Genomic DNA, 4,250 nt, shown 5'->3' with positions numbered 1-4,250 from the left:
GAGTTCCGCGTCGGCGGCCGCCAGTTGCCGCGCCAGCCGGTCGCGGCGCTCGGCCTGCTCGCGGATGGCGCGTTCGGCCTGGTTACGGGCGGCGGTCGCCTCGGCCTTCTCGGCGGTCAGCCGCGCGAGCGCCTCTTCCGCCTCGCCGAGCATCAGGGCCACCTCCTCGAAGGCGGCGCGCAGTTCTGCCTCGCGTCCGTCGCCCCCCTCCTCGGCATCGCGCAGGGCGGCTTCCTCTTCGGCTAGCCGCGCCAGGGCGTCGGCATTGTCGCGCACCATCTGCTCTTCGCGCGCAATGTCGGCGTTGAGCTGGTCGATGCGCTTCTTGAGATCGTCGGTGCGCGCCCGCACGCGCTTGGCTTCTTCCTCGATCTGGGTGCGGGCGATGGTCAGGCGCTGCAGGGCGGCGGCGGCCGAGGCCTCCGCCTCGCGCAGTTCCGGCAGCTTGTGCGCGCCGATCGCCTGCTCCTTGGCCGCCTCCATCTGCCGGCTGGCATTCTCGCCCACCAGCGCCGTCGTCTGGGAAAGCGCCGACTGGGCCTCGGCCTCCTGCGCCTTCGCCGTCGACCAGCGCAGATGCAGCAGGATCGCCTCGGCCTTGCGCACCTCGGCCGAAAGATTCTTAAAGCGGGAAGCCTGCCGGGCCTGGCGCTTCAGATTGTCGATCTGTGTGGCGAGCTCGCTCACCACGTCGTCGAGGCGCTCCAGATTCTGCTCGGCCGCGCGCAGCCTGAGCTCGGCCTCGTGGCGGCGCGAATGCAGGCCTGAGATGCCGGCCGCCTCTTCGAGCAGGGCGCGGCGGGCCTGCGGCTTGGCCTGGATCAGCTCGCCGATGCGGCCCTGCCCGACCATCGAGGGCGAGCGCGCGCCGGTCGACTGGTCGGCAAAGAGCAGTTGCACATCGCGAGCGCGGGCTTCCTTGCCGTTGATGCGGTAGACCGAGCCCGCCTCGCGCTCGATGCGGCGCGAGACCTGCAGTTCGTCGGCATCGTTGAAGGCGGCGGGCGCGGTGCGGTCGCTGTTGTCGAGGAACAGCGCCACCTCGGCCGTGTTGCGCGCCGGCCGCGTGCCGGAGCCGGAAAAGATGACGTCGTCCATGCCGGAGGCGCGCATGTTCTTGTAGGAGCTTTCCCCCATCACCCAGCGCAGCGCCTCGACAAGGTTCGACTTGCCGCAGCCATTCGGTCCGACCACGCCGGTCAGCCCGCCCTCGATGACGAATTCGCTCGGTTCGACGAAAGACTTGAAGCCGAGAAGGCGCAGCTTGGAGAACTTCATGCGCCGTTCTCCGCAAGAAGCGCGTGCCGAGAGGACCGGCAAGCGCGTTGCCAGTTAGCGTATGCCGTCGATGATCGCCGACATTTCCTCAATCGACATGGCTCCCGAGTGCTTCATCCCATTGATGAAGAACGTTGGCGTCGCAGTGATGCCGAACTGCTCCAAACCCTTGTTGCGCATTAACCTGACATCAGCCAGAAGTTTACGATCCGTCAAGCAAGCGTCAAAGCTCTCCTGTGAAAAACCTGCCATTCCGGCAATCTTCAGCAGGGCAGAGCGCCCGTCGGGCACCCAGGCCCACTCGGATTGCCGCCTGTAAAGCAGGTCGAGACGACGAAATAGTCGTCGCCCGCGCAGTAGGCCAGCATCAGCCCCGCCTCGGCGCGCGGGTCGGTCGGAAGGCTGCGCATGATGTAGCGCACCTTGCCCGTCTCGACGTAACGCGCCTTCAGGGACGGAAAGACCTCCGTGTGGAACCGGGCACAGTGGCCGCAGGTCATCGACGAGTATTCGATGATCGTCACCGGCGCGTCTTCGGCGCCCAGCACCTTTTCCTCGAGCGCTCCGTTGTCGAGCAGCGCCTCCATGTCGGGCGCGGCCGCAAAGGCCCCTGCCCGACCTTGACTGAGCAAGCCCGAAAACGCTGAAATGAGCACTACGGACATCAAAAGCCGGCGGCCGTGCCGCCGCCCGACCGCAAACCCGAACATGGTGATAAAAATCCCTAATCAAAACAAAACCGACTGACCATTGGCCAGCCGGTCCGCCTACTCGTCAATGATGGTCAAATCATGCCGTCGATGATGGCCGACATCTGGTCGATCGACATGGCGCCCGAATATTTCTTGCCGTTGATGAAGAAGGTCGGCGTCGCGTCGACGCCAAAATCGTTGGCGCCGCGCTCGCGCACCGAGCGCACGTCGTTGAGCAGCTTCTGGTCGGTCAGGCAGGCCTCGAAGCTTTCCTGCGAAAACCCGGCAAGCTTGGCGATCTTCAGGAGCGCGGCCTGCGCGTCCTGCACCGGCGCCCAGTTGTTCTGCTGCTTGAACAGCACGTCGACCATCGCGAAGTAATTGTCGTTCGAGCAGCGCGCCAGCATGAAGCCCGCTTCGGCACGCGGATCGAAGGGGAACTCGCGCATGATGAAACGCACCTTGCCGGTGTCGATGTATTTTTCCTTCAGCGCCGGATAGGTGTTGACGTGGAAGCTGGCGCAGTGGCTGCAGGTCATCGAGGCATATTCCACGATGGTCACCGGCGCATTCGCCTCTCCCAGCACCTTCTCCTCCAGCGCGCCGGCCTCCAGGAGCTTCGCCATGTCCACCGTGCCGGTCGAAGCGGGCGCGTCGACCGCTGAGGTCGTCATGGGATCCGTCGGCGTCGCCTTGGCTTCCGGCGTCGCTTCGCCGCCGTCGCTGCAGGCAGCCAGCCCCAGGCCGATCACCGGCAGGGCGGCCATGGAAAGAAGAAGTCTGCGGCGCTGGATCAGTTCGGACATGAAGGGTCTACCTGTTTGGGCTAGAAAGCATGATGTGAATCGCAAGAAGCGGGCGTTTCGGGCGAATTTGGGTCAAGGGTGCGGTTTTCGGAAGCAAGGCCGTCATCACGTTTTGGTGATCACGCATTATTTGCGCTCGGAAAGGATGCTTGTTCCGAGCTTCCTGAGAGAGTCGCGCAGCTTCTCGTCGTCGATTCGCTCGATGAGACGGGCGAGCCTTTCCTGCTCGCCGCCCGTCAGCGGCCGTTGCGCCGGCGGTTTGCGGCGCGGCGGCGCGGCGACCGGCTTCTGCACGATCTTGATCCGCCCGACCGCCACGAACCCCAGGAACGCATTCACCCGGGAAATGATCTCGGCGGTCTCGTGCTGCAGGCGCAGCGCCGCCGCTCCCTCGCAGGCGATCACCAGCGCGGCCGGCTCGAACGGGTCGTCCTCATGGCGGCGGCGCGGCCAGGCGAGCTTTTCCGGCCGCGTGCTGCCGGCCAGCCGCTCGCCGACGATCTCGCTCCAGCACTGCACGAGCTCCACCGAAATGCCGGCGCGCTTGCGCATCACAGGATCGAGGATGCCGGTGGCCAGATCGCTGACGGCGACGGGATTGCCCCGTTGATCATTCCCTGCCATGACAAGAGCCCGATTGAGACCTGCAACCATCCAAGAGTTTCCGGCCAATATGGCACGCCAGAAGGCGTCGGTCATCGACGCGAATGCATCTTCCGCCAATTTCTCGGCGCCGCTGCTTGCCTGGTACGACCGGCACCATCGGCATCTGCCCTGGCGCACCCCGCCGGCCGAGACGCTGCACGGCGTCCTGGCCGATCCCTATCGCGTCTGGCTGTCGGAGATCATGCTGCAGCAGACGACCGTCGGCGCCGTCAAGCGCTACTATGAAGCGTTCCTCGCCGCGTGGCCGACCGTCCACGCGCTGGCCGCCGCCGACACCGAGGACGTGATGCGGGCCTGGGCCGGCCTCGGCTATTACTCCCGCGCCCGCAACCTCAAGAAATGCGCCGAGACCGTCGCCAACGACCATGGCGGGCGCTTTCCGGACAGCGAAGCGGCTCTCAAGGCGTTGCCCGGCGTCGGCGACTACACGGCGGCCGCCATCGCCGCCATCGCCTTCAACCTGCCGGCGGCCGTCGTCGACGGCAATGTCGAGCGCGTCGTCACGCGGCGGCTGGCGATAGAGACGCCGCTGCCCGAGGCCAAGCCGCTGGTCCGCGATTTCGTCGCCGCCGCGCTGCCTGCCGACCGGCCGGGCGATTTCGCACAGGCGATGATGGATCTCGGCGCGACCATCTGCACGCCGCGCCGGCCGGCCTGCGTGCTGTGCCCCGTCGCCACGGGCTGTCTCGCGCGACAGGAAGGCACGGCCGAGACCTTTCCCCGCAAGGCGCCGAAGGCCGACAAGCCGCTGCGGCGCGGGGCGGCCTTCGTGGCGGTGCGCGGCGACGGGGCGGTGTTGCTGCGCAAG

The 4,250-nt window shown here is 66.5% G+C and carries 6 protein-coding genes; 1 reads left to right on the top strand and 5 read right to left on the bottom strand.

Features of this window, described 5'->3' with window-relative positions; translation table 11 throughout:
- From NUU27_RS25050 to NUU27_RS25035, 5 genes are all read right to left on the bottom strand, one after another.
- Positions 1-1,278: chromosome segregation SMC family protein (locus tag NUU27_RS25050; protein WP_257765010.1), on the bottom strand; the 1,278-nt coding region annotated here is incomplete at its 3' end.
- Positions 1,279-1,332: 54 nt separating this feature from the next.
- Positions 1,333-1,569 (bottom strand): thioredoxin domain-containing protein, encoded by a 237-nt coding sequence (locus NUU27_RS25540; protein ID WP_308220004.1) that lies wholly within the window; start codon positions 1,567-1,569, stop codon positions 1,333-1,335.
- Entirely contained in the window at positions 1,542-1,988 is a 447-nt protein-coding gene (locus NUU27_RS25535; protein ID WP_308220003.1) for a thioredoxin domain-containing protein, read from the bottom strand. The genes NUU27_RS25540 and NUU27_RS25535 overlap by 28 nt, the downstream gene beginning before the upstream one ends.
- Before the next feature lie 74 nt (positions 1,989-2,062).
- Positions 2,063-2,776: a DsbA family protein gene (locus tag NUU27_RS25040; RefSeq protein WP_257765009.1), complete on the bottom strand. Its 714-nt coding sequence runs from the start codon at positions 2,774-2,776 to the stop codon at positions 2,063-2,065.
- Positions 2,777-2,902: 126 nt separating this feature from the next.
- Entirely contained in the window at positions 2,903-3,400 is a 498-nt protein-coding gene (locus tag NUU27_RS25035) for a DUF721 domain-containing protein (protein WP_257765008.1), read from the bottom strand.
- 49 nt (positions 3,401-3,449) lie between these two features.
- On the opposite strand from NUU27_RS25035, the gene mutY reads away from it, so the two are divergent.
- Positions 3,450-4,250: A/G-specific adenine glycosylase (gene mutY / locus NUU27_RS25030; protein WP_257765007.1), on the top strand; the 801-nt coding region annotated here is incomplete at its 3' end.

It is taken from the genome of Nitratireductor sp. ZSWI3, from assembly GCF_024655565.1.
In the GTDB taxonomy this organism is placed as follows: Bacteria; Pseudomonadota; Alphaproteobacteria; order Rhizobiales; family Rhizobiaceae; genus Nitratireductor.
Note: the sequence above shows the minus strand (reverse complement) of the source record. Positions and strands in the feature narration are given on the sequence as shown.